18 protein-coding genes are annotated in these 23,573 nt (G+C 42.8%); 13 read left to right on the forward strand and 5 right to left on the reverse strand.

The window, feature by feature from the left end; all coding sequences use genetic code 11:
- Positions 1 to 75: 75 nt before the first annotated feature.
- Complete coding sequence (dsbD, locus tag H3V00_RS08240; protein WP_232335970.1) at positions 76 to 1,935, reverse strand: protein-disulfide reductase DsbD; 1,860 nt, start codon at positions 1,933 to 1,935, stop codon at positions 76 to 78.
- 149 nt (positions 1,936 to 2,084) lie between these two features.
- Positions 2,085 to 2,858 carry a GTP cyclohydrolase FolE2 gene (gene folE2 / locus H3V00_RS08245; RefSeq protein ID WP_084550769.1) on the reverse strand — a complete coding sequence of 258 codons (774 nt, stop codon included), beginning with the start codon at positions 2,856 to 2,858 and terminating at the stop codon, positions 2,085 to 2,087.
- A 256-nt stretch (positions 2,859 to 3,114) separates the two neighbouring features.
- Here folE2 and H3V00_RS08250 point away from each other — a divergent pair, with 256 nt between their 5' ends.
- The 7 genes from H3V00_RS08250 (at position 3,115) to H3V00_RS08280 (ending at position 11,617) form a co-directional block, all read left to right on the forward strand.
- On the forward strand, positions 3,115 to 4,272 hold the full coding sequence (locus H3V00_RS08250; RefSeq protein ID WP_084564614.1) for a PLP-dependent aspartate aminotransferase family protein: 1,158 nt from the start codon (positions 3,115 to 3,117) through the stop codon (positions 4,270 to 4,272).
- A 20-nt stretch (positions 4,273 to 4,292) separates the two neighbouring features.
- Positions 4,293 to 5,075, forward strand: a complete 783-nt coding sequence (locus H3V00_RS08255; RefSeq protein WP_084547743.1) for a J domain-containing protein — start codon at positions 4,293 to 4,295, stop codon at positions 5,073 to 5,075.
- A gap of 47 nt (positions 5,076 to 5,122) precedes the next feature.
- Positions 5,123 to 5,899, forward strand: a complete 777-nt coding sequence (locus tag H3V00_RS08260; RefSeq protein ID WP_198207691.1) for a ferredoxin--NADP reductase — start codon at positions 5,123 to 5,125, stop codon at positions 5,897 to 5,899.
- 107 nt (positions 5,900 to 6,006) lie between these two features.
- On the forward strand, positions 6,007 to 6,423 hold the full coding sequence (locus H3V00_RS08265; protein ID WP_198207689.1) for a DciA family protein: 417 nt from the start codon (positions 6,007 to 6,009) through the stop codon (positions 6,421 to 6,423).
- Between the two features lie 449 nt (positions 6,424 to 6,872).
- Positions 6,873 to 9,542, forward strand: a complete 2,670-nt coding sequence (gene secA, locus H3V00_RS08270; protein ID WP_198207687.1) for a preprotein translocase subunit SecA — start codon at positions 6,873 to 6,875, stop codon at positions 9,540 to 9,542.
- A 268-nt stretch (positions 9,543 to 9,810) separates the two neighbouring features.
- Entirely contained in the window at positions 9,811 to 10,587 is a 777-nt protein-coding gene (locus tag H3V00_RS08275) for a ferredoxin--NADP reductase (RefSeq protein ID WP_025329998.1), read from the forward strand.
- Positions 10,588 to 10,699: 112 nt separating this feature from the next.
- Positions 10,700 to 11,617 (forward strand): lysine exporter LysO family protein, encoded by a 918-nt coding sequence (locus H3V00_RS08280; RefSeq protein ID WP_198207678.1) that lies wholly within the window; start codon positions 10,700 to 10,702, stop codon positions 11,615 to 11,617.
- Positions 11,618 to 11,626: 9 nt separating this feature from the next.
- On the opposite strand, the gene H3V00_RS08285 is transcribed toward H3V00_RS08280, so the two are convergent.
- Together H3V00_RS08285 and H3V00_RS08290 are read right to left on the reverse strand one after the other, a co-directional pair.
- Complete coding sequence (locus H3V00_RS08285) at positions 11,627 to 12,055, reverse strand: hypothetical protein (RefSeq protein ID WP_144353310.1); 429 nt, start codon at positions 12,053 to 12,055, stop codon at positions 11,627 to 11,629.
- A gap of 461 nt (positions 12,056 to 12,516) precedes the next feature.
- Positions 12,517 to 12,777 (reverse strand): hypothetical protein, encoded by a 261-nt coding sequence (locus H3V00_RS08290; protein WP_025330001.1) that lies wholly within the window; start codon positions 12,775 to 12,777, stop codon positions 12,517 to 12,519.
- Between the two features lie 1,017 nt (positions 12,778 to 13,794).
- Between H3V00_RS08290 and H3V00_RS08295 the strand changes: the two genes are divergently transcribed.
- The 3 genes from H3V00_RS08295 to H3V00_RS08305 all read left to right on the forward strand — a co-directional run bounded on the left by H3V00_RS08295 (position 13,795) and on the right by H3V00_RS08305 (position 16,732).
- On the forward strand, positions 13,795 to 15,063 hold the full coding sequence (locus H3V00_RS08295) for an MFS transporter (RefSeq protein ID WP_198207676.1): 1,269 nt from the start codon (positions 13,795 to 13,797) through the stop codon (positions 15,061 to 15,063).
- A 22-nt stretch (positions 15,064 to 15,085) separates the two neighbouring features.
- The gene (locus H3V00_RS08300) at positions 15,086 to 15,910 is read left to right on the forward strand and encodes an amidohydrolase (protein WP_198207674.1); all 825 of its coding nucleotides are present in this window, start codon (positions 15,086 to 15,088) and stop codon (positions 15,908 to 15,910) included.
- 360 nt (positions 15,911 to 16,270) lie between these two features.
- Entirely contained in the window at positions 16,271 to 16,732 is a 462-nt protein-coding gene (locus H3V00_RS08305; protein WP_198207672.1) for a hypothetical protein, read from the forward strand.
- A 129-nt stretch (positions 16,733 to 16,861) separates the two neighbouring features.
- Here the strand turns inward: H3V00_RS08305 and H3V00_RS08310 are convergent, their stop codons facing one another.
- A complete protein-coding gene (locus H3V00_RS08310) occupies positions 16,862 to 18,277 on the reverse strand; it encodes a P-loop NTPase fold protein (protein ID WP_198207670.1) in 1,416 nt (471 codons plus the stop codon).
- A 499-nt stretch (positions 18,278 to 18,776) separates the two neighbouring features.
- On the opposite strand from H3V00_RS08310, the gene uvrB reads away from it, so the two are divergent.
- The 3 genes from uvrB to mqo all read left to right on the forward strand — a co-directional run bounded on the left by uvrB (position 18,777) and on the right by mqo (position 23,319).
- The gene (gene uvrB / locus H3V00_RS08315) at positions 18,777 to 20,804 is read left to right on the forward strand and encodes an excinuclease ABC subunit UvrB (RefSeq protein WP_084547167.1); all 2,028 of its coding nucleotides are present in this window, start codon (positions 18,777 to 18,779) and stop codon (positions 20,802 to 20,804) included.
- A 163-nt stretch (positions 20,805 to 20,967) separates the two neighbouring features.
- Complete coding sequence (locus tag H3V00_RS08320; protein WP_198207668.1) at positions 20,968 to 21,408, forward strand: hypothetical protein; 441 nt, start codon at positions 20,968 to 20,970, stop codon at positions 21,406 to 21,408.
- Positions 21,409 to 21,807: 399 nt separating this feature from the next.
- Positions 21,808 to 23,319 (forward strand): malate dehydrogenase (quinone), encoded by a 1,512-nt coding sequence (gene mqo, locus H3V00_RS08325; RefSeq protein WP_198207666.1) that lies wholly within the window; start codon positions 21,808 to 21,810, stop codon positions 23,317 to 23,319.
- Positions 23,320 to 23,573 lie beyond the last annotated feature (254 nt).

The raw sequence follows: 23,573 nt of genomic DNA on the forward strand, positions 1-23,573 counted from the left end.
CACACTCAAACAAAAAAAGTAAGCACTGTTAACTCTCTGTGCAACAGCCTCTTTGCAAGCAAAGAGGCTGTGAATTTATTGTGCTTTCTGTACTTGTTTGTCATACCAGCTTAACAATTCTGATGCCGGTACATAGCCAATCAGTGGCTGGCTGCGATAGCCGTTTCTGTGTACAACAAATAATCCCGGAGGCCCGTACAGACCATAGCGTTGCATCATTCTGCGTTGTGCCGGCGTATTATTGGTTACATCAATCTGCAAAAAACGCTTTTCTTCAATTACCCGTCTGACTGAAGCTTTACTTAAAGTAAATGCGGTCATTTCCTTGCAGGATATACACCAGTCTGCATAAAAATCTACCAGTACCGGCTTATTCGGATCTTCATCAAACAACTCTTGCATAGCCTGACGCAATTGTTCCGGCTTATCGAAATAACGACCGAAATGCTGACCGTTTGGCGGAGTTAAAGTAAGAAAACGATGTAAAGGTGTCACACAGTGCATTATGCTGGCAGAAACAAAACCAATCCCGCAAGCCAGAAACAGTATACCGGTAATCGCATTAAACCAGCGCTGGCGTGCTGATGAATGATACCACTGCCAGCCTAAATAGATTGCCGGTATCAGCATCAGCAAAGTATAAATAGTGACTACCAGATAGTAATTCAGAAACGGAGTGGCAATATAGGTAGCGGCACCCAGCAGCATCAGACCGAACAGATATTTGACGCCAATCATCCACTTACCGGCACGGGGCAGAATATGCACACCGAATACAGAAATCAGAATCAGCGGGATGCCGGTACCCAGTGCCATAACATACAGAGCCATGCCGCCCAGAGCAGCATCCCCGCTCTGCGCAATATAACCCAGTGCAAAAGCCAGCGGTGGTGCGACACAGGGGCCGACAATCAGCGCTGACAATGCCCCCATTATCAGCACAGAGAGCAAATGTCCGCCATGAAAGCGGCCGCTGACCCGCTGAAAAAACGTCTGCCAGCGTGCCGGCAACTGAATACTGTATAAATCAAACATTGATAAAGCCAGTATCACCAGTATGGCTGCGGCAGCCAGCACTACCGCAGGCTGTTGCAGCCATCCGGTCAGAAACGCACCGGTACGGGCAGTAACAATACCAACAATAGTATAGGTAAAAGCAAGCCCCTGTACATAAACAAATGACAGGATAAATGCCCGCAATTTAGTGGTTTTCCGGCGGGTACCCATGACGATGGCTGATACTATCGGCAGCAGCGGATACATGCATGCTGTCAGACTCAATCCCATACCGGCAATAAAAAATGTCATTAAATTGGTAATCAGTGTTGCGCGGGAAAGCTGAAACAGACTGTCACCGCCTGAGCTGCCTGACCACTCCGGTGGCGGAGCTTTAACCGGAGGATCAGTAAAAGTATCCTGCGGGACTGGCTGAATATGCGTTGATTGTGGCGTAATACGATATTTGCCGGTACGGCTGATGGTAAATGTATTTTCTACCGGCGGATAACAGATTCCTGCATCTGCACAGCCCTGATAAGATAAAGTTAACTGATACGGAACAGTCTGTGCATCTGATCTATAGTGCCAGACTGCGTCTGCATAATTATAGTAAACCTGCTGGGTACCAAAAAACTCATCGTGCTTTTGCTGTCCCTGCCGGATAAATTGTCCTTCACCAAAGATATCTGCCGGTTCAGTAGTAATCTGAATTTTATTCCGATACAGGTAATAGCCGTCGGCAATAACAAAATGTACACGAATATCCTGATTATGAACAATCAGTTCCGGTACAAAAGCCTGTTCCGGCGGTAATAATTTTTTATTGTCCGCAGCCAGCACTGCACTATTCAGCCCCGGCAGCAATACCAGCAGCATAAACATCAGTTTTAACAGGGAAGTCATACAGACACGAGAACGGGTAGGACTGTGATACATAAAAAATGGTCACTGTAACCAGTGTAATTTCAACCTGAACAATCAACAAAGAAAATGACTACCGGCAGAACCGAAGGGTAGTCATTATCTCCCCTTAAGTGCTTTCTGATTTCGTTTACCAGATAAAGCTAAGTCTGCAAACAATCAGTTTACGGGTATTGTATCAGTGCATAGGCAGAATGGTTATGAATAGATTCAAAATTTTCACTTTCTACAGTAAAAGACTGAATACGTGTATCAGTTTTTAGCGCGGTAGCAACATCACGAACCATATCTTCAACAAATTTGGGGTTATCATAAGCATATTCAGTAACATACTTTTCATCCGGCCGTTTCAGCAAACCGTATAACTGACATGAACCCTGTTGTTCTACCAGATCAATAATTTCTTCAACAGCAATTGATTCAGTGCATACCAGCGTAACAGTGACATGTGAACGCTGATTATGCGCCCCGTAAGCAGAAATTTCCTTACTGCACGGACACAGGCTGGTAACCGGAATAATGATCTGTAATGTTTGCTGATAAATACCAGCCTGAATTTCGCCACTGAGTACCACTTCATAATCCAGCAGGCTGGAAATGCCGCTTACCGGAGCCTGCTTTTGCCGGAAAAAAGGAAAGCGCATACTGATTTTACCAGCCGTTGCCTGAAGTTTTTCTAACATGGCGGCAGTCAGCTGTCGCAGTACAGCAAAATCAATACTGTCATGCTGTGTCTGCATTAACTCAATAAAGCGTGACATATGTGTGCCTTTCTGTTCGGCCGGCAGTGACACAGTCATGGTTAAATCAGCAACAGTATGTTGTTTACCTGCAGCACAAATAATACTCAGCGGCAGGCGTAAGCCTTTCACACCAACCTGATTGATTGGCATATTGCGTTTATCAACACTGCTTTGCACGTCGGCAATAGTGTCCATTCTGATACTTTTCCTTGCAAAACAAATCTGAATCCAGCCGGCGCAGTATAGTGAAACCACAGAAACCGCCGGCATATAAGGCATAAAATTATACTGTATGCCTTAATTCCGAGCAAATCAGTCGGGATTAGTGTAAAAGAAACAGCATGCTGCCTGATAACCAGAGTGCGTGCTAAACTAGCAGCCTCAGTATTAATGCCGTTACCCGTATAAACAGCTGTCTGAACAGCAAAACCAGTAATCAAACGGAGAAAATATGAAATTTGCCACACAGACCATTCATTCCAGTTATCAGCCGGAAGAGCATAACCGTGCCCTAATGCCGCCTATTTATCAGAACAGCATGTTCGCCATGAATGAAATCGGCGAAAATATTCCGTTCCGTTATGCGCGTATTTCCAATCCGACACGGCAAGTACTTGAAGACACAGTCGCTGAGCTGGAAAATGGCTGTGCCGGTTTTGCCTATGGCAGTGGTATGGCCGGAATCGATGCTGTGTGGCGTACTTTTCTGCGGCCGGGTGATACCATTGTTGCGGTAGCCGATATTTATGGCGGAGCTTATGATTTATTAACCGAAGTATATGCCCAGTGGGGTGTTAACGTTATTTTTGCCGATCTTACCAATCCGGATAATCTGGACCGGATACTGGCACAGACCAAAGTAAAAATGGTATGGCTGGAAACCCCGAGTAATCCGCTGCTGCGTCTGGTAGACATCGCCGAACTGTCTGCTAAAGCCAAAGCTGCCGGTGCCATTGTCGGTATGGATAATACTTTTGCGACACCCTACGTACAGAATCCGCTGAATCTGGGTGTGGATATCGTCTTTCATTCCGCAACCAAATACCTGTGCGGACATTCAGATGTGCTGATGGGTATTGTTGTGGTAAAAGATCCTGCACATGCAAAATTATTACGTGCCTTAAGTATTAATACCGGCGGCGTGGCCGGTCCGATGGACTGTGCACTGGTATTACGCGGTATCAAAACACTGGTTGTACGTATGGACCGGCATTTATCCAATGCGGCTGAGCTGGCCAGACGCTTGCAGCAGCACCCTGCGGTAGAAAAAGTATTTTATCCGGGTCTGGCGGAACATGAACACCATGATATCGCCTGTAAACAGATGCAGCATGGTTTTGGCGGAGTGGTCTCCATTTATTTACGTCAGAACAGTCGCGAAGCAGCCAATAGTGTGATAAAAAATCTGCGCATGATTCGGATGGCGGCCAGCCTTGGCGGCGTCGAAAGCCTGATTAATCACAGTGCCAGCCAGTCGCATAGCGGCATGAGTAAAGAAGTTAAAGAATCACTGGGCATCCGTGAAGGTCTGCTGCGTATTTCAGCGGGTATTGAAGACATTGAAGATATCTGGAATGATATCAATCATGCACTCAATACCTTGATTTAACCTGTGTAAGTGAAAAATCCGTGCACAATTATTATGAAGTATTAAATGTTGCTCAAGGGGCATCCGACGAAGTCATTCGTGCGGCCTATCGGGCTTTGTCACAAAAATACCATCCTGACCGCAATCCGCATAATCCGCAGGCACATCAGCGTATGGCTGAGATTAATAAAGCATATGCAGTATTGTCTGATCCGGAGCAGCGCCATCATCATGATGTGTGGATTGCGCGGCAAAGCCTGCAGGCAAGGTTGTCACCTGCATTGCTGGCGCGCCGGCAGACACCATTTGCGCCTCCGGTTTTATTGCCTAACCATCAGGATAAAGTTGTCGACCTGCACGAACGCGGTCATGGCTGGTTATGGATTGTGGGGATTGCCGTACTGATTGCTATGGGCGGAGTGTGGTGGAGGCTGGCATATCCGCCGGCTAATAACGTTAATGAGCAGAGTAGCATGCCAGTTACCGCGGCACCCAATGGGCAGCTTTTTCCGCTTAAAGCTGCTTATGTATCCGGCTATCCGGTTTTGCGTGAGCGCGGCAATAACAATATTGTCGTACATGCCACCTCCTTGCAATCGCCGGTATTTGCCCAATTATACGAATTGCACGCCGGTAAATTTACAGCTATACGCACCTTTTATATTCCGGCGGGCGAAACCTTTACCCTGCATAAAATCGGTGATGGCAGTTTCAGCCTGCAATACCAGCGTATTAATGATGGAAAATGGGCAGTAAGTGATGGTATTGAAATCAGTCATACCGAAGCCAGCCGAAAATATCAGGATATCGATATCAGACTGTAATCATACTGTCACCGCTCAGGCGGTGGTTCACACACAGGAATAACTGCATGCAGGCTGCCGCAGAAGCCAAATTTACTGAAGAAACCGTACTCTGGGTCAAACAGCATACCCCTAAACTGCTGACTTTTGCCATCACACGGCCTGAAGCCTATCGCTTCAGTGCCGGTCAGTTTTCGCGTCTGGGCTTTCGTGACGGCGCAGGTTTTATCTGGCGCGCCTATTCTGTTGTATCTGCCGAATATGCAGATACACTCGAATACTTTGTGGTATTGATTGAAGGCGGACCGATGAGTGCCCGGCTGGCACAATTGCAGGCGGGTGACTCTATACTGCTGGATAAAACCGCTTTTGGCTTTTTTCTGCCAGGGCGGTTTACTGATGGCGAGCAGCTGATCATGCTCAGTACCGGTAGCGGCATTGCGCCGTTTCTGTCTATGCTGCAACAGCCTGCTGTCTGGGAACGTTTCCGGCATATCGGACTGGTACATTCCGTTTCACATGCCAATGAACTGATTTTCAGCCAGCATATAAACGATTTAATCCATCACCCTCTGATTGGTGAATATACAGATCAACTGACTTACCAGCCGGTGGTTACCCGTGAACCTACTGCCGGAGCACTCGGTCAGCGTCTGCCGCAATTATTGCAGAATGGTACGCTGGCAGAAGGTCTGGGTTTGAATTTCACCCCTGAACAAACCCGTTTTATGCTGTGTGGTAATCCGGCCATGGTCACCGATACTTTCCAGACCTTACTGGATATGGGCTATAGCATGCACCGTAACAGAGTACCGGGACAGATTATTATGGAAAACGGCTTTTAATCACCGGATAAAATCAGCTTCTGATATAACGAGTGTAAACTTAGCTATAACTTTCAAACTAAACCAAATATTCTGATGTCACCGGCAAATTAAGTTAGTATGGCAGTATGAACCTGAATCAATTCGGCAAAAAAAACGCCCAGCTTAATCAATTATTGCAGCAATCCGCACACTGGCAACGCCTGAGTAACTGTCTGAAACAGGAGTTGCCGGCAAGTATGCGAACTCAGTTTAATGTCGCCTGTGTACGCACCGGTTGTCTGGTGGTGATTGCGCAAAATAGTATGGCTGCTTCACGTTTACGTATGGTGTTGCCAGCATTATTACCGCAACTGCGGCAGATTGATGCTTCAATTGAAACTGTAAAGGTTAAAGTTCAGCCGGCAGAATCAAAACCGGAAGCAGTAAAGCATGCCAGTTTAAGCCCTGTGGCGCGCGATACGCTGGCACGTTCGGCAGAGGTTTTAACACATCATCCGGAACTGGCGGCAGCACTGCGTCGTTTAAGTGAAAAGAGCAATTGAGCTATTTCAGTCTGTGTATTTGTCTGATGCTTTAAGCAATGATAAAAAATAATTTAATCAGGATGACAAAATTAAATAAATATAAATAATATTTATTCAGTTCTGATTATGAATCATTATTCTTATACTGGTGTGCAATCAACTATTTTTAAAACAAAATTCAGTTGCCGGAACAGTAATAATCGGTATTACATATAAATTTTCTTATCTTCACATAGCAGCGTTAAGGACGTGAGCAGTTTGTGTTGTGTCAGACAGTGCTTGGAAAAAAGGGTTTTACCATTATATTAAGCACCATAAACAGCAATCAGTAACTTCTGAACAGCTTCAGATTGCACATAATTGACACAGGCATGCAAACAGCCGCACAGCAGCGTAGGCGCTTGTGTTAAAATCTCCTATTTCCAGCTTACTATTTATTGCGCCAGCAGGTGCCGGACTGTTGATTTATGTTGAAAAACTTAGCTAAAAAAATTCTCGGAAGCCGCAACGACCGGCTTTTGAAACAATATCGTAAAGAAGTATCCAGAATCAATGCGCTCGAACCACAACTTCAAGCTTTAAGCGATACTGAACTACAGGCTAAAACTGCTGAATTCAAACAACGTCTGGCTGATGGGGAAAAACTCGATAGCCTGCTGGTAGAAGCTTTTGCTGTATGCCGTGAAGCCAGTAAGCGTGTACTCGGTATGCGGCATTTTGATGTGCAGCTTATCGGCGGTATGGTACTGCATTATGGCAAAATTGCCGAAATGCGTACCGGTGAAGGGAAAACACTGGTTGCCACGACAGCCGTCTATCTGAATGCTCTGACCGGTAAAGGCGTACATGTAGTTACCGTGAATGATTATCTGGCTGCTCGTGATGCCGGAATCATGCGCCCGCTGTATGAATTTCTGGGCATGTCTGTCGGCATCATTATCAGCAACATGGATCATGCTGATAAAAAAGCCGCTTATCTGGCTGATATTACCTACGGTACCAACAATGAATACGGCTTCGATTATTTACGCGACAACATGGTAAGTGATCAAAGCGAAAAAGTGCAGCGTGAGCTCTCATTTGCAGTAGTTGATGAAGTAGACTCCATTCTGATTGACGAAGCCCGTACACCGTTGATTATTTCCGGTCAGGCTGACGATAACGTCACTCTTTATCAGGTAATGAATCAGATTCCGCCACAGCTGATTGTCCAGAAAAGCGAAGACGGTGATGGCGATTACTGGGTAGACGAGAAAGCACGGCAGGTAGTGCTCAGTGATCAGGGGCATGAGCATGCCGAGCAGATTCTCACCAAAATGGGTTTGCTGCAGGAAGGCGATTCCCTGTATTCCACCACCAATATCATGCTGATGCATCATCTGATGGCTGCGCTGCGTGCTTATACACTCTACCAGCGCGACCAGCATTATGTGGTACAGGATGGCGAAGTAATTATTGTTGACGAATTTACCGGCCGCCTGATGGCCGGCCGGCGCTGGTCTGATGGTCTGCATCAGGCTGTTGAAGCCAAAGAAGGCGTGGAAATCAATAAAGAAAATCAGACACTGGCTTCCATTACTTTCCAGAATTTCTTCCGTCTGTATGACAAACTGGCCGGCATGACCGGTACTGCCGACACGGAAGCCTTCGAATTCCAGAATATTTACGGTCTGGAAACCGTTATCATCCCGCCAAACCGCCCAATGATACGTAAAGATCTGAACGACCAGATATATCGTTCTATCGAAGAAAAATACGAAGCTGTGGTTGCCGATATCAAAGAGCGCCATGCCAAAGGTCAGCCAATCCTTGTTGGTACCACCAGTATTGAAAATTCCGAACTGGTATCCGCCTTACTGGATAAAGAGCACCTCAGGCACAATGTTCTCAATGCCAAAGAACATGCGCGTGAAGCGGATATTATTGCTCAGGCAGGACGCCCCGGCATGATTACCGTAGCCACCAACATGGCCGGTCGTGGTACGGATATTGTGCTTGGTGGCAATATCAAGCCGCAAATAGATGCCATTAATGCCGATGACAGCCTCAGCGAAGAAGCGAAAAAAAGTGAAATCGACAAATTACAGCAGCAATGGCAGATTGACCACGATGCCGTGATTGCGGCTGGCGGTTTACACATTATCGGTACCGAACGCCATGAAAGCCGCCGTATTGATAATCAGCTGCGCGGCCGTGCCGGTCGTCAGGGTGATGCCGGTTCCAGCCGCTTTTACCTGTCGTTTGAAGATCCGCTGTTGCGCCTGTTTGCACTTGACCGTGCAACAGCCATTCTTAACCGTCTGGCTCCTGAACGTGGCGTAGCCATAGAAGCCGGAATGCTCAACCGTCAGATTGAAGGAGCACAGCGCAAAGTCGAAAACCGTAACTTCGACATGCGCAAACAGGTACTCGAATACGACGATGTAGCCAACGACCAGCGTAAGGTTATTTATCATCAGCGTGCCGATATTCTGGCCAGCAACGATATTGACGGTCTGATGCAGGAAATACGCCATGATGCAATTGTTGATACTGTAGACAGCTTTATTCCGCCGGATAGCATGGAAGAGCAGTGGGATATTTCCGGTCTGGAAAACAAACTGGCTGCTGATTACAACATTGAAGTTTCCATCAATGACTGGCTTAAAGAAGACAACAGCCTCGACAACGAAAGCATTTCTGAACGTCTGCTGGATATAGTAGAAAAAGATTATGCTCATAAAGTCGAACTAGTTGGCATCGACACCATGCGCAAATTTGAACGCGACATCATGCTGCAAATCATTGACAGCCGCTGGCGCGAACATCTGGCCGATATGGATTACCTGCGTCAGGGTATTCATCTGCGCGGTTATGCCCAGAAAAACCCGAAACAGGAATACAAACGTGAAGCATTTGAAATGTTTCAGGCCATGTGGAGCAATATTCGCCATACCGTTGCTTCATTGCTGATTTCAGTGCGTTTTCAACCGGCCTCTGAAGAAGAACAGCACGAAGTATTCGCTGCTGATAATGTAGCAGAAGATGAAGATTTCAGCCCGGAAGCTTTGGAAGCGCGCGGTATTGTTATTCGTCGTAACGATCCGTGCCCGTGTGGCAGCGGTTTGAAATATAAACTGTGCCATGGCCGTCTGTAACTGCGGATAAACCAGCTTAACATCAACAGGTTGCTATAATTATGGCAACCTGTTGATATATTTACTGCTGTTCAGATAAAACTGTCTGAAACAGAGTACTTTTATTAAAGTGAATACTCTAAAACCCATTGAACAGCACATCAAATTGTCTTAAAATTCACACCTTACGTCAGCGACCAGAGCATAAAATGTCCCTGAATGGCAACAGAAAGCTGGCGTGTTTTCGGTTTACGCTAATAATACCGCTTTCCTTAACCATGGATAATTAATGGCAGCCTATAACACACAAAAAGTATTGTCTGTACACCACTGGACAGACGCATATTTCACATTTACCTGCACACGGGACGAATCATTACGTTTTCAGAATGGTCAGTTTGTGATGATTGGTCTGATGGTAGACGGTAAACCCCTGATGAGAGCCTACAGTATTGCCAGTGCCAATTGGGAAGAAGAGCTGGCTTTTTTCAGTATTAAAGTACAGGATGGCCCGTTAACCAGCCGCCTTCAACATCTGAAACCGGGTGACGAAGTACTGGTGAGTAAAAAGCCTACCGGTACCCTGATTGTCGGTGACCTTAACCCTGGCAAACACCTGTATCTGCTGTCTACCGGTACCGGTCTGGCACCATTTCTCAGCGTAACCAAAGACCCAGACATATATGAACAGTTTGAAAAAATTATTCTGATTCACGGCGTGCGCTATAAAAAAGATCTGGCCTATTATGATCATTTCACCACAGAGTTACCCAATCATGAATATCTGGGTGAATTAGTACGTGAAAAACTGATTTACTATCCGGTGGTTTCCCGGGAAGATTTCATCCATCACGGACGCCTGACTGATTTAATGAAATCGGGTAAACTGTTTACCGACATTGGCTTGCCGCCGATTAATCCTGCTGACGACCGGGCGATGATTTGCGGCAGCCCCGAAATGCTCAGAGACAGCTGTGAAACACTTAACAGTTTTGGTTTGACTATTTCCCCGAAAATGGGGCAGCGTGGTGACTACGTTATCGAACGCGCTTTCGTTGACCAATAAAACCTGAACGTATATTTCACAGGCAGCCATTGTCATACAATGTGCTGCCTGTTCTGTACCAGCCTGTAGCCAAACCGTTTATTATCCCTAATTCTGCCGTACACAATTATCCATGCAACATTTAATCTCCCTGCTAATCATCCTGATTCCCTTGTTTATCGGATTTTGCATACCCACACCGGCACGGGTTGTAAACTGGCTGAATTACGGGCTGGCATGGCTGGTATATCTGATTTTATTTCTAATAGGATTATCACTGGCGCAAGAACCCAATCTGGGCGCACAACTGGCTAATATCAGCTTAACAGTAGCGGTATTATTCGTCTGCCTTATCGCAGCCAACCTCCTGATATTTATCTGGTTTGACCGCCGTTATCCGTGGCGGCTGAAACGGCAGCAACAAACAGGCCAGTCCGGCAATACCAGTATTATGGGCAGTCTCAAGCAGGTTGGTTGTCTGCTTGCTGGGCTAATCGCCGGCAATTATCTCTCTTTTGACTGGCTGGGCAGCCCGCTGGCTGCTGTTAATAAAGCATTGATAATTTTGCTTTTACTGGTGGGCATGCAGTTGCGCAGCAGCGGCATTACCCTGCATCAGGTATTTCTTAATCGCCGCGGCGTTATCTGTGCCGGATTATTCACACTGGCCAGCCTGCTTGGTGGTTTGCTATTTGCCTTGATTATGCCTGATGTGTCTGTAAGTAAAGGGCTGGCACTCAGCAGCGGTTATGGCTGGTATTCACTTTCCAGCATTATCATGAGTCAGGCTTACGGTGCAGTCTGGGGCAGTATTGCCATGTTTAATGATCTGGCACGCGAATTCTTTGCCCTTATTTTTATTCCCGTACTGATACGTCGTTATCCCACTACAGCCGTCAGCGTAGGTGGTGCAACCAGTCTGGATTTTACTTTGCCAGTAATTCAGTCTTCCGGCGGCATTACTGCCGTACCGGTGGCAATCAGCTTTGGTTTTATTGTTAATATTACTTCGCCAGTATTGATGGTGTTTTTTTCATCACTAAAGTTTTAACAGATAATATTAATTATGACAATTATTCCCTAAATATCCTTCACAAAATCGGCATCCAAAAACATAACTATTTTCTTCATCTAATGTATCTTTACCCGTAAATGAGTGATTACAGTATTGGCATTTAGAAATACCTGATGCAAAAGCAAAGCAGTTTAAACAAAAATAATAATCTTTTTCTAATTCGACACAAGAACCTTCTTTTTCACAGTACCCACAACTTACCCATTCTTGGTCTAAATTATCAGAATCAGTAGCATATATAGTTTTTTGATTATTGGCTAAATAGGTATGAATATCATCAGTTACAATTTCATCATCGCATTTCGTGCAAATTAGTGTGTTTAATTCTTGGGGTTCTAATTTTATTGAGGATGGAATTTTTAAGAGTATATCTGTTTTACAATTATGGCAATTATATTTAATTTGTAATTGCATTGTTTCACATACTTTACAGGTAAATTCTGTAATTAATTTATGGTATATATTTGTTTTAACTGATGACTTAAAGCTGCAAACATTACATGTTTCTTTAGTCTCATAACTTTTTAATTCATCCTGTAAGTTGTCATATTTAATTTGCAGATATGATTTATGCTTTAATAGCAATTTTGTAATAATCTTAAGTTCACTATAGAAATCCTTAAAGAATTCTTTCCATTGATTTTGTAATAATTTATCTAAATAATAAAGAGCCTTATATCGGTTTATGATAATCCTATTTTTGTCTTCATTTTGAGTTTCTTCTGAAAAAAAATGAATAATTTTATTTCTAAGTTTTCTTAATTCTTTAAAAACTTCATGATTAATTAAACAAAGACTATCTTCATCATGTTCTTCGAGAATTTTTTGAGCTTGGGAAGTGGTAATAGAACTAAACTCTTTGTTAATAAAATTTTCTATCGTTGCATTTTTTGCATTAAAAAAATTAGTTTCCAGTCAATTTTAATTATTCGAGCTTTGAGAAAAAGTTCAAAAGCAGAGCACATGCAAATAATAGAAACCTTCAAATCATTTTCAAAATAATTGACTGATTTTTCTAAAAAATCTATTGCATTATGCACAAGTAATTTAAAATGCTCATTTACTACTTGTTGTTCCTCAGCGTTAAGTGATTCAGTTGTTTTGTCTGAATCAGTTTTAATTTGTTTAATATCCATTTAAATATAATTTCTTTTTTAAAATACCAACAATTTTATTAATATAACTTATATTGTAAAGAAAAATATTACATAATTTAATAAAAATCCTCAAAATATCAGTTTTAATTAGTACCAGTATTATTTTTGAGGTTGAAATAATCAATTTTAAAAAGATAAGCAGTGGTTATTAAAAATTTATGTAAGAGAAATCGAATAAAGTAAGAGAAATTTAATGTTAAGATTAAATTTTTTATATAAAAATTAATTTGATTAAATATATTGTTTAAAAATATAATCTGATATATAGGTTTGTTTTAATTTAATCAAAGCTTAAACTTAGGGAGGATAAGATGGATTATAAGTAAGCATCAAGACAGAGATATATATAATTTTTTATAAAAATAAAAATATATACATTGTCTGACCATAAAATAGTTCATTCGCCATAATAATCATTTAATATTATTTGCATAAATTATATGCCAAATAAAATGTATGTTTTAACACTTTTCAGGGATAACTAAGGATAAATATTAGATATTTATTGGTATTTATTTTTAAAAAATATATTTTTATTAAAATAATATTTTTCATTAATAATAAATTTTAATAATTTATTGCTAAAACAAATATAATAGAAAAAAAGGTGCACAAAATGTTTCAATTTTATTAGAATTAAAATAATTTATTAATTAATAACCTTTATATGCAATAAAGACTTAAAGATTTGCTTAAAATCAAAACTTTATTGTATATAATTGTAGTTAAACGGAAAAAGATTAATATACTAGTGAATATATCTGGAACGATAAATATTTTATATCTTAATGTTTAATATATTGATTATCGAAAAAAGGTCATTAATAAAAAATTTCATCTGTTTTATTTTATTTTGAATTACATTATGTTTTTTTATTGGCTTTAAATGCTATTAAGCGTAAATTAAAGACATAAAGTTTTAAAAATTAAGTTTTATCTCTGCTGCAAGCACAACAAATTGATCTTCTCAAAAATAAACAAAGAAAGAGAAACTTTATGTTTAAGTGGTACCGGGCAGTATCAGCAAATGAAAGAAAAACCTTTTGGGTATGCTTTAGTGGCTGGGCACTTGATGCTCTGGGAACACAGATGTTTGGATTGGTGATTCCGTCACTACTTGCATATTTTGCTATCAGTAAAGGGGAGGTCTGCTTATTCAGTAGTGTCACACTTGTCACTTCAGCACTGGGTGGCTGGTTTGCAGGAGCTCTTTCAGACCGGTACGGACGCGTTAAAACATTGCAAATTATGATTATATGGTTTGCAATTTTTACATTTTTGGCGGCATTTGTTACCGAATATCACTGGTTGCTGGTACTGAAAGCTTTACAGGGATTTGGTATTGGCGGTGAATGGGCTGCCGGAGCTGTACTGATGGCAGAAACCATCTCCAGCCAGTATCGCGGCAAAGTGATGGCAACAGTACAAAGTGCATGGGCAGTGGGATGGGGACTGGCCGTTATACTGTTTTCCGTTGTATTCAGTCTGGTTCCAGAAACTTTCGCCTGGCGCATCATGTTTGCAGTTGGTTTATTGCCGGCACTACTGATTTTTTATGTATGCCGGCATGTACAGGAGCCGGTAAAACAAACTAGCGTAGTTTCGAAAAATGAAAACAGCATGTCTATTACCGAAGCACTGTTCGGCATTTTTTCTCCTTCACTGATTCGTACTACTTTACTAGGCGGTTTGCTGGGGTTGGGCGCACATGGTGGTTATTATGCAATCATGTCGTGGCTGCCTACGTATCTGAAAGCAGAACGCCACCTTTCTGTGCTCAATTCCAGTGCTTATCTGGCAGTAATCATCGTTGCTTTCTGGTGTGGCTGTATGGTCAGTTCAGTTTTAATCGATAAAATCGGCAGGCGTTTTAATGTTGCCTGTTTTGCTATCTGCTGTGTAATTACAGTACGTGTTTATCTGTTTGTCCCCTTAACCAATACCCAGATGCTGTTTCTGGGTTTTCCGCTGGGATTTTTTGCTGCCGGTATTCCTTCCAGTCTGGGCGCATTATTCAATGAGTTGTATCCGCAGAAGTACAGAGGTGCCGGAGTAGGTTTCTGTTATAACTTTGGTCGTATTCTTTCCCCTGTATTTCCATTTCTGGTCGGGCATATGAGTGCTTCAATGTCGCTGGGTTCAGCCATTGGTATAGATGCCAACTGGGCTTATTCAATCGTGGTCATTAGCGTACTGCTGTTACCGGAAACCAAAGGGCGCAACTTAAGCGAGATTGATCAGGACGGTCAGATATTTGACAAATAGCAGATTGAGAAAGAGAAATAACATGAATCAGGAGTCGGTGGGTATTATAGACAGCCACGCCCATGTTTTTATGCTGTATTTACCGATGGTGGCCGGCCGCCGATATACACCGGCACAGAATGCGCCGCTCGCTGATTATCTGGCACATCTGGATGCTCATGGCTGTACACATGGCGTATTGATTCAGCCCAGTTTTCTGGGTTATGACAACAGCTTTATGCTTCAGGCTATTGCACAGACTAAACCCCGTCTCAGAGGCGTTGCCTGTGTTGAGCCATCTGTCACAATGCCTGAACTTGAAGCACTGGATAAAGCCGGTATTGTCGGTATACGCCTGAATATTATTAATGGTGTCCAGCCGGATTTACAAACCGATTCATGGCAAAATCTGCTTGATAAAGTAAAAGAGCTAAACTGGCATGTAGAAGTACATTGCCGCAGTAACAAACTTAATGACATGATTGCAACACTGCTCAAACAGGATGTGAAAGTGGTGATTGATCATTTCGGCCGACCTTCGGATTGTCAGCCTGCCCGCGATTATGGTTTTCAGCAGTTGCTCGAGTGGGGGCGTAGCGGAATGATATGGTGCAAACTGTCTGGAGCATACCGGATTAGTGCTGCCGCAGCAGAAGGTCACAAATTCTTTGCTTCTGCCATCCCTTTATTAGTAGAAAATCTGGGCAGCCACCGGCTGATGTGGGGCAGCGACTGGCCGCATACCCAATTTGAACAGCAGATTACCCCTGATTATCTGTCTGCACAGCTGAATATGCTGTTGCAGGATAAACAGCTGACACACAATATACTCTGGGATACACCGGCAAAGCTGTTCAGATTTATCTAAAAAATGCTGATTCGACTAACTGAAACCATTCAGGTAAGTAATCAGCTCAGTATGCGGAGAAACTGGCTTCAGCAGACAAAAAATATAAAACTTATTTACCCTACACACTATATCTTTAAATATTAATAATTCATTGATATCTTTATTGTGAAGTTATCATGGATTAAGAGAAACAGAATTTAAGCTTTATTGTCGCTGTCTGCATGGAGGCTCTGGCTATATCTGATTTGATATATAAAGTTAAAGCAAAATCTGATTAATCAGGAAAACTGTATGAACAAACTGCTGCTTACCTCTTTCTTATTGTTTTGTATATCCGCCGGTGCTGCTGCCAAAGAATAAAATTATGAAACCAGCGATGTGAACGATCTGCCGCCGCAGTGCATTACATTAAAAGCTTTTGTATCCACAGCCAACAATCAGTATGACATGGCCTATAAAGGGCAAAAATCTTTATCTGCTGCCGATAATGTTGTTTCCACCGAAATCAGAGCGGCGTTTCTGAAAGGGACGCCGGAAGAATATCTGAATAATGGCATGCTGCAATATTATAATCTGATAAAAAGAAACGGCCTTGAAAAGGAAATTGCAGAGAACCGGATTTATAATCTGACCGGTTTCATGTCACGTGAGGATTTAATCGATATCGCTAAAAAAATCAAAAATCAGGCCTTAAGCGGTAAACTGGACAGTAAACAGTTCAGACTGAATGATGAAACAGTGATTAATGCCTGTCTTAAAAAGGCAGCCAAACCACCGGCAGGCAGTGGCGCAGATTATTACAAAGCCATTGATTATTCTAAACGTACGCCGAAAAAATAAATACTCAACCGCCTGTATGGCGGTTTTTTATTCAAACTTTATTTTTGCCAGCAGTTTTCAATATTTCTGGATATTAATTCTTTATTCGTAAAAAAGATAAAAAATGTAGATAAGTACCTATCCGGAAAATTAATTAAATTTAAATGAATAAGAAATTTCAATGGATTCTTTTATGCCTAACACACTTTGTAAATTTATGCAATGATCTCCATACTCATATTCAAGCAATATAAGTCTAGTTTTTTTGCTTTCATTAAAATTAAACATATATGCATATTTTTCAATTGCTTGCTCTATTTGGAATGGAGTTTGTTGAAAGCTTCCAAAAATTTCTAAAAATAAAAATTCTAATAACTCTAAATAATTATTGCAACCATCATCAATTGGAGTACAGTGAGATTGAATATCTTTTAATGTATCATAAAACCCCCTAGTATCTCCAAAGCCCAAATTTTTATATATATTTAGGGATTTTAATTTTAATATAATTAAAAATATTAACATAATAATATTTGACCAATGTTCTAAGTTAATTGTAGCATCGGTTCTAATAACAATATTAAAAATATTAAAGAATACCTCTTGTTCTCTTAAAGTTACATTATATTTATTGACAATATCTACTAAAAAATTTTTAGGATTGGTTAAGCGTTTTCCTTTATTTAAAAAATATTTTTCAAGGGAGAATTTACGAATCAAACGAATAATATATGGTTGAATTGATGATCGCGGAAGCAGATAATCAAAATCAATAAACCGGCGCAGATAGCCGTTAACATCCAGCCCTTGGCCATACACAGCCCTGATAGAATGGCTAAGCTGAGTTTTATCCGTCGCCAGTACAAAAATGATATTGTCTACGTTAAACAAATGTTTGGCTTTTTCCAGTACCTCAATCGCAAAATCAGGGCGGCAGCGATCCAGCTCATCAATAAAAATTACCAACGGCTTTTGTTTATCGCCACCGGTATAGCATTGTGCCAGTTTACTTAATTCTTCTTTAAATTTGCTTAAAGTTCTCCGAGATTCTTCGTATTTTTTTATCTGTTCTTTCACCATTGATTCCCCCAATGCACTTAAGGTTTTAGATAATTCATCAGCATTGGTTAAACCACCTGAAATAGCTTTAATACTTAGATTGGCAGCAGAAGGTGCAACAGCTTTAGCAAAATTGGCTGCATATTTATAAATAAACTCAAATGTTTCATCGACTTTAGATTTATCTAGCTGCTTTAATTTCTTTATAGATAAACTAATTTCCCCAATCAGTGCAATCAAGGCGTCGTCAGTATAATCATTTTCCCATGCATTAAAATAAATTGTAGGTATATGCTGATTCTTCAGGTATTGCTGCCACATTTTGATAAAGGTGGTTTTACCCTGTCCCCAGCCACCATCAATACACAGTACAATAGACTGTTCAAAGCTGGTAATAAATTGGGTTAGATTCTCGATATTCTCTTTTCTGCCCAGTGCATCGTTTTTAAACGGATTATCGGCATCAATTTCGATAGGCTGGCATTTGCCCAGGCTGAGTTTACCCATAAAACTTTTTCCCCTGTATAACAATATTCTGCCGGTACTCACCGGTTATTCTGGTTGGTGTAATCAATGATTTGATTATAATATTTCTGAATGGCTGTAATACAGAAATCAATCCGGAAAAGCGCATAAAAATATACCCTTTGCGGGTTTTACAACACAGCCAGACAGGGCGCAGTATGATTTCACCAACTATCTCTTGCCTGCTGTCGGCTAACGCAAAACCACCGGCCGGCAGGGCAGGCTCGGCATAATATGCCTGATTGGCTGCTGTGGAATATTAACTTTCTGATTAAATAACTGATTTGTTAGAAAACCCCTATAAAAAGTAAAGTCTGGCAGCAGCCGGTATTTCAGCAAGCAAAAGTGATATAAAGCATTATGTTCAAACTTGCTTTTTACCTGTAATGGCCTTATTTGTAAGCCAAAACCGCTGCCGGCGGTTTTGGCTGTTTCAGCCGTGATTTTTTGCTGAGTTGAATTTTATTTAGGTTACAAACTTATGGATGTTATTCAGTATCCGGGTAGTGTGTTTAAACTGCACCAGCCATTTCCGCCTGCCGGTGATCAGCCGGCTGCAATCAAAGGATTGCTGGAGGGACTGGAAGACGGTTTGTCCGGCCAGACCCTGCTCGGGGTTACCGGTTCCGGTAAAACATTCACCATGGCCAATGTGATTGCGCAAAGCGGCCGGCCGGCGATTATCATGGCGCATAACAAAACGCTTGCCGCCCAGTTGTATGCGGAAATGCGCGAGTTTTTTCCGGAAAACGCAGTCGAGTATTTTGTTTCCTATTATGATTACTATCAGCCGGAAGCCTATGTGCCCAGCCGTGACCTGTTTATCGAAAAAGATTCGGCCATTAACGAGCATATCGAGCAGATGCGTCTGAGTGCCACCAAAAGCCTGATGCAGCGTCAGGATGTGGTGATTGTGGCAACTGTATCGGCCATTTATGGTATTGGTGACCCTAATGAGTATCACCAGATGATTCTGCACCTGAAAGAAGGACAGAAAATCGACCAGCGCGATATCATCGCGCGTCTGGTAGCCATGCAGTATGAGCGTGGTGATATCGACTTTGCCCGTGGTTCTTTCCGCGTGCGCGGTGATGTGATTGATATTTTTCCCGCGGAAAGCTCTGAGCTGGCTTTGCGTGTCAGCCTGTTTGACGACGAAGTAGACCGTATGCAGCTGTTCGACCCGATATCCGGCAGCCTGCAACAGCGGGTAGGGCGCTATACTGTATTTCCGTCCAGCCACTATGTTACCCCGCGCGAAACCGTATTGCGGGCATGTGAAAATATCAAACAGGAGCTGGGCGACCGGATTAAATGGTTTACCCATGAAGGACGTCTGGTCGAAGCGCAGCGCATTGAACAGCGCACCCGCTTTGATCTGGAAATGCTCTATGAAATGGGCTTTTGCAAAGGTATTGAAAACTACTCACGCCACTTTTCCGGCAAACCGGAAGGAGAGCCGCCGCCTACTTTAATGGATTATCTGCCCAAAAATGCGCTGATGTTTATTGATGAAAGCCATGTTACCGTCAGCCAGATTGGCGGTATGTACAAGGGCGATGCTTCACGTAAGCAGAATCTGGTGGATTATGGCTTTCGCCTGCCGTCTGCGCGGGATAACCGGCCGTTAAAATTCCATGAATTTGAGCGGGTGATGCCGCAAACCATATTTGTGTCGGCTACACCGGCGAAATATGAAGAAGAACATGCCGGTCAGGTAGTCGAGCAGGTGGTGCGACCCACCGGTCTGGTGGATCCGGAAATCATTATCCGTCCTGTGGCTACACAGGTAGACGACTTACTCTCGGAAATCAATATCCGCCGCGAGCTGGGCGAGCGCGTGCTGGTCACCACGCTAACCAAACGCATGGCCGAACAGCTTACCGATTACTACGCTGAGCTGGGTGTAAAAGTGCGCTATCTGCACAGTGACATTGATACCGTCGAACGGGTAGAAATCATTCGTGACCTGCGTCTGGGATTGTTTGATGTACTGGTAGGCATTAACCTGCTGCGTGAAGGGCTGGATATTCCCGAAGTTTCACTGGTGGCAATTCTGGATGCGGATAAAGAAGGTTTTCTGCGCAGTCACCGCAGCCTGATTCAGACCATAGGTCGCGCTGCACGCAATGTTAACGGTAAAGCTATACTGTATGCCGATAAAATTACCGATTCCATGAAAGCCGCCATAGACGAAACCGAGCGCCGCCGTGCCCGTCAGATATCCTTTAATGCAGAACACGGTATCGTGCCTCAGCAAATTAAAAAACAGGTACGCGACCTGATAGATGGCGTTTACCACGATGAAAACGGCAGCAAAGGGCGAGGTCGCAGCAAACTCAAAGTTGGAGAAATCCATAACGAAGATGATGCTGTTAAAGAAATCGCCAAACTGGAAAAAGCCATGCAGGCTGCTGCACGTGATTTACAGTTTGAAGAGGCAGCACAGATTCGGGACAAAATCCGTGCGATTAAAGAAAATCTGTTATTTGGTGCCAGCGAAGCTTAATCACTGGCTTTTTCTGCACCGGCTGCGGTAAAGTATCTAGTATCATGCCGGAGTAGTCAGAGATACTTAACACCAAACAGCATACTTGCATACGGCATTGTCAGGTACACTGAATAACACAAGCCGGCTCCTGTTAGCCGGCCGATCAGAACGGGACAGCATCATGCAGCACAAGCAGATCCATACCCATCATCCATCAGCTTTGGCCAGACTGCCCGCAATTATGCTGCAAACGCTAAGCAGTGTAATCATCACCGCTTTATTCTGTACTATATTATTTTACTGGCGCGCCAATAGTGAACTGCCCTTGATGCAGATCAGCTTACTTAATTTCAATGATATCAAGCTTATTCTTGTACTTATCTGTGGCTGCATGCTTTTTGCGTTAGTCCCTTCACTATTGGCGGCCGTATTCTGCTCTTATTTTATCTGGCGTCTGCCGCGCTTTCTGCTCAGCGCAGCCGCAGCCGCAGCCATTATTGCCTTTTCAGTCGCACTCCTGCAAAACTGGCTATTTAGCTGGCCGCTGGACTGGATACCGATACTGTTTAATGCACTGGCCACCGCCATCAGTGCGCTGTGTGTAAGCCGTTTGCAACAATAGGCACAGAAAAAATAGCCATAACCGCAGCGGTCATAGCCGGCATAGTTATAATACCCTTGTTATTGATTTGTAAAAATTTGTATAAAAATATATAAAAATTAATTTAAAACAATAAAGATATAATCATTTGCTGTTACTATAAAATAGCATTGTCATGCTAATAAAAAACAATTTTCTTAATAAACAATAAAATAGTTAATAAAAAGCCATAGAGTCTGGTACATACCGTATTTTGCTATTGCTGCCTGTTAGTAAAAGTGCTTAAATTAACCACTTGTTATTGTCAATGATTTAAGTCAAAAACAAGTAAATCACACCAATATTGATTACTCCGTGTGCGAACTTCCAGATAAACATTTAATCAGAGTAGCCTGAAGAGAAGAGAAAAGAGTTTGCGTTATGAAAAACACCAATAGCGATAGCTCAGCAGACGTAGTATTAATCGGCGCCGGCATAATGAGCGCGACACTGGGAACCTTTCTTAAGGGGTTACAGCCAGACTGGCAGATTAATATCTACGAACGTCTCGCTGGAGTGGCTACAGAAAGCTCAGATGCATGGAATAATGCCGGTACCGGTCATTCAGCCCTATGCGAACTCAATTACACCCCTGAGCTGAAAGACGGCACAATCGAAGTATCCAAAGCAATTAAAATTATCGAACAGTTTGAATTGTCCAAACAATTCTGGGCATCACTTGTCGATGCCGGCATGATTGCCAATCCCAGTGAATTTATCCGCAGTGTGCCGCATATGAGCCTTGTACGCGGTGAAACTGATGTTGCTTTTCTGCGTAAACGTTTTGCCGCCTTGCAGCAATACCGCCTGTTTCAGGATATGGTTTATACCGAAGATAAAGAGCAGATTAGCCAGTGGGTGCCGCTCATGATGCAGGGGCGGGATAACAGTGAGCCAATAGCCGTTACCTGGTCGGATCTGGGTACCGATGTCAATTACGGCGCCTTAAGCCGCATCCTGATTAACAACCTCACCAGTCACGGCTGTCAACTGCATCTGCAACACGAAATTATCGACTTGAAACAGCAAGATGGCCGCTGGCACCTGAAAATCAAAGATTTAACTAATCAAACCTGTCACCAAGTATCTGCCCGCTTTGTATTTATCGGCGCAGGTGGCGGCTCTCTCAGACTGCTGCAGAAAAGCCAGATTGAAGCCAGCAAAGGCTACGGCGGCTTTCCCGTATCCGGTCAGTGGCTGGTATGTAAAAATCCCGAAATTGTCAGACAGCATAATGCCAAAGTATATGGCAAAGCATCAGTCGGCGCCCCGCCGATGAGTGTACCGCATCTTGATAAACGGGTTATCGATGGCGAAGATGCATTGCTTTTTGGTCCTTTTGCCGGCTTTACCACCAAATTTCTCAAATGCGGCTCATTTAAAGATCTGTTCCAGACTCTGAATTTTGCCAATATTTGCCCCATGCTCACCGTCGGCGTACATAACTTCGCCCTTGAGCATTACCTGATACAGCAGGTACGATTAAGCTTTACCGACCGCATGCAGGAATTACGTACCTTTTATCCCGAAGCCCGCGATGAAGACTGGCATCTGGCCGTTGCCGGCAATCGCGTACAGGTAATCAAAAAAGATCCGCAAAAAGGTGGCGTGCTACAGTTTGGTACTGAGCTGGTAAAATCTACCGATGGTACACTGGCTGCCCTGTTAGGCGCATCTCCGGGTGCTTCTACTTCCGTATCCATTATGCTTGAATTACTCGAACACTGCTTTGCCGATAAAGTCAGCGGCGAATGGAAGCAAAAACTGCATGAATGGATACCGAGCTATGGTCAGAAACTGGAACAAAACCCCGAGCTGGTACAGCGTATTCGCGACTGGACAATTAAATCGCTTAACTTACATACTCCGCAACAACAAACCATAAACAACTGAACACACACATACTAAAAACCATTATTGCCATAAACTTCCTTACCAAATTCTTGCTGAATTTGGTTTTTTTTTGTGTTATTGCCGCAATTTAGAGCATACACGTACCGGTATACAGTGATAGTTTCGTCTGTAATTATTACTGTACTGGTTATACTGTAGTTACTTTCCAACACTATAATTTTAAAATCGCAACTAAAGCATAAAACTGAAAAAAAACACTTGCTGTACGGATTAAATTTATTTAGTATAAGTTA

It is taken from the genome of Snodgrassella sp. W6238H11, from assembly GCF_016100525.1.
GTDB classification, from domain to species: domain Bacteria; phylum Pseudomonadota; class Gammaproteobacteria; order Burkholderiales; family Neisseriaceae; genus Snodgrassella; species Snodgrassella alvi.

Bases quoted from the DNA above. Each gene is read 5' to 3' on its own strand.
- dsbD (WP_232335970.1), bottom strand. From the start codon at position 1,935: ATGTATCACAGTCCTACCCGTTCTCGTGTCTGTATGACTTCCCTGTTA.
- folE2 (WP_084550769.1), bottom strand. From the start codon at position 2,858: ATGGACACTATTGCCGACGTGCAAAGCAGTGTTGATAAACGCAATATG.
- H3V00_RS08250 (WP_084564614.1), top strand. From the start codon at position 3,115: ATGAAATTTGCCACACAGACCATTCATTCCAGTTATCAGCCGGAAGAG.
- H3V00_RS08260 (WP_198207691.1), top strand. From the start codon at position 5,123: ATGCAGGCTGCCGCAGAAGCCAAATTTACTGAAGAAACCGTACTCTGG.
- H3V00_RS08265 (WP_198207689.1), top strand. From the start codon at position 6,007: ATGAACCTGAATCAATTCGGCAAAAAAAACGCCCAGCTTAATCAATTA.
- secA (WP_198207687.1), top strand. From the start codon at position 6,873: ATGTTGAAAAACTTAGCTAAAAAAATTCTCGGAAGCCGCAACGACCGG.
- H3V00_RS08275 (WP_025329998.1), top strand. From the start codon at position 9,811: ATGGCAGCCTATAACACACAAAAAGTATTGTCTGTACACCACTGGACA.
- H3V00_RS08280 (WP_198207678.1), top strand. From the start codon at position 10,700: ATGCAACATTTAATCTCCCTGCTAATCATCCTGATTCCCTTGTTTATC.
- H3V00_RS08285 (WP_144353310.1), bottom strand. From the start codon at position 12,055: ATGCAATTACAAATTAAATATAATTGCCATAATTGTAAAACAGATATA.
- H3V00_RS08290 (WP_025330001.1), bottom strand. From the start codon at position 12,777: ATGGATATTAAACAAATTAAAACTGATTCAGACAAAACAACTGAATCA.
- H3V00_RS08295 (WP_198207676.1), top strand. From the start codon at position 13,795: ATGTTTAAGTGGTACCGGGCAGTATCAGCAAATGAAAGAAAAACCTTT.
- H3V00_RS08300 (WP_198207674.1), top strand. From the start codon at position 15,086: ATGAATCAGGAGTCGGTGGGTATTATAGACAGCCACGCCCATGTTTTT.
- H3V00_RS08310 (WP_198207670.1), bottom strand. From the start codon at position 18,277: ATGGGTAAACTCAGCCTGGGCAAATGCCAGCCTATCGAAATTGATGCC.
- uvrB (WP_084547167.1), top strand. From the start codon at position 18,777: ATGGATGTTATTCAGTATCCGGGTAGTGTGTTTAAACTGCACCAGCCA.
- H3V00_RS08320 (WP_198207668.1), top strand. From the start codon at position 20,968: ATGCAGCACAAGCAGATCCATACCCATCATCCATCAGCTTTGGCCAGA.
- mqo (WP_198207666.1), top strand. From the start codon at position 21,808: ATGAAAAACACCAATAGCGATAGCTCAGCAGACGTAGTATTAATCGGC.